3 protein-coding genes are annotated in these 1,716 nt (G+C 68.1%); 1 reads left to right on the top strand and 2 read right to left on the bottom strand.

All coding sequences use genetic code 11. The annotated features are described in order from the left end of the window. Both AB1609_23110 and AB1609_23115 read right to left on the bottom strand, forming a co-directional pair. The coding region (locus AB1609_23110) for a hypothetical protein (GenBank protein MEW6049325.1) at positions 1-239 on the bottom strand (239 nt) is incomplete at its 3' end. A 146-nt stretch (positions 240-385) separates the two neighbouring features. Then, the gene (locus AB1609_23115) at positions 386-1,195 is read right to left on the bottom strand and encodes an S-methyl-5'-thioadenosine phosphorylase (GenBank protein ID MEW6049326.1); all 810 of its coding nucleotides are present in this window, start codon (positions 1,193-1,195) and stop codon (positions 386-388) included. A 148-nt stretch (positions 1,196-1,343) separates the two neighbouring features. Here AB1609_23115 and AB1609_23120 point away from each other — a divergent pair, with 148 nt between their 5' ends. Continuing rightward, on the top strand, positions 1,344-1,604 hold the full coding sequence (locus AB1609_23120; protein ID MEW6049327.1) for a hypothetical protein: 261 nt from the start codon (positions 1,344-1,346) through the stop codon (positions 1,602-1,604). Positions 1,605-1,716 lie beyond the last annotated feature (112 nt).

Here is a 1,716-nt window from a genome sequence, read left to right on the forward strand (position 1 = left end):
AAGAGGTCGTAGCGGGCGACCCGGCTCTTGGCCGCCAGCTCGTCCACCTGCTCGATGCAGCGCAGGGCCTCGGTCTTCACCTGTTCCAGGGCCGCGCGGCCGCGGTCGTACTCGGCCCGTACCGCCCGGGCGAGTTCCGAGATGCGGCGGTAACCCTCTTCCAACGCGTCGAGAATTGCGCGCAGGATCCGCTCGATCTCGGTGGCGTCAGGCAGTACCGGCTCGGCCGTGAGCCCCACCTCCGGGGCTCGCTATTCGTGGGCTATGCCGTGCCCCCTGCCTGGAAAACGGAAAGACACCGGGGCCGATACTGGCACCCGGCGCCTTTCCGGTGGGGTTTGGGGGGTTGTGGGCGTAGCTTGCCCGTTTTGGCACCCCTTATGCATCAGTGGCCGCGGGCCTCGTCGACCGCCCGCGCGCAGGCGCAAGCCCTCTGCGCGGGGATGGCCGGGATCAGCTCCCAGAGCAGCGTCCGAAGGCGTTCGAGGTTGCTCTGGAAGACCCGCAGCACCTCCTGGTGCGTCACCGGCTTGACGTCCGGTTCGCCCTCGAGACCCACGTCATAGTCCGTGATCAGCGAGATGTTGAGGTAGCACATGCCCAGTTCCCGTGCCAGCATCACCTCGGGGTACTGCGTCATGTTGATGACGTGCCACCCGTGCTGCCGGAACTCCCGGCTCTCGGCCCTCGTCGAGAAGCGTGGCCCTTGGACCACCACCACGGTGCCCTCGCCCCGGTGGGCGATGCCGAGCCGCTCACACGTGCGGATCGCGACCCGGCGCAGTTCCGGGCAGTAGGGATCGGCGGCGCTGACGTGGGTGGTGACGGGCCCGTCGAAGAATGTATCGGCCCGCCCCCACGTGCGGTTGACGAACTGGTCGCAGATGACGAACGTGCCGGGCGGGATGTCCGGCTGCAAGCTGCCGGCCGCACAGGGGCCGATGACCCGCTTGACGCCCAATTCCTTCATGGCCCACAGATTGGCGCGGTAATTGATGCGGTGCGGCGGGTAGCGGTGATCCCGGCCGTGGCGGGGCAAAAACACGACACGCCGGTCACCGACGGTCAGGATGGCGACCCGGTCGCTCGGAGGGCCGTAGGGCGTCTCTACCCAGACCTCCTCCACCCTGTCGGCGATGCTGTAAAAGCCGGAGCCGCCGAAGATGCCGATCTCCGCCTGCGGCAAAGTGCCCATTCCCAAAGACCCCTCTCTTTGACCCTGCTTAACTTGCCCCTTCAGGCCTGGCCGGGTAGAATGGTTTTGCGCCCGCCGGGCAGCACCCCTTTAACGCATCCGCATCGTGCGCCCGCGGGCGCCAGTTGTTCGGAGAGGGGGCGGGGCCATGGCCGACGGGTCCTTCCGGCACGTGATCCAGGACGAGGAGCACCGCCGGGAAGAGTACCTGGACCGCCAGCTCGAAGTCGGCTGGGAGGACAACCCGGCTGACCGGGCGCTGGAGCCAAGAAACCGCGTCACCGTCGATCAACTGATGGAGGCCAACGAGGAGCTCATGTCAGTGCCGCGCTCCTGGCGGAAGCCGCCCGTGTCCCGGCGCCTGTCCAGAGCAGCCTCCGCAGCCCGCCACAGGGCGCCGGCGTCGTAAAGGAACGCCGGATAGGCACGGTACCGGGAGGCCCGCCCTTCGGCCGCGGCCAGAACCGCGCGCTGGAGGCGGGCCTCTAACGCTTCCCTCACGCCTTGAAGCGCTTCGTAGA

Source organism: Bacillota bacterium, assembly GCA_040754675.1.
Classification (GTDB): domain Bacteria; phylum Bacillota; class Limnochordia; order Limnochordales; family Geochordaceae; genus Geochorda.

Bases quoted from the DNA above. Each gene is read 5' to 3' on its own strand.
- AB1609_23120 (MEW6049327.1), top strand. From the start codon at position 1,344: ATGGCCGACGGGTCCTTCCGGCACGTGATCCAGGACGAGGAGCACCGC.
- AB1609_23115 (MEW6049326.1), bottom strand. From the start codon at position 1,195: ATGGGCACTTTGCCGCAGGCGGAGATCGGCATCTTCGGCGGCTCCGGC.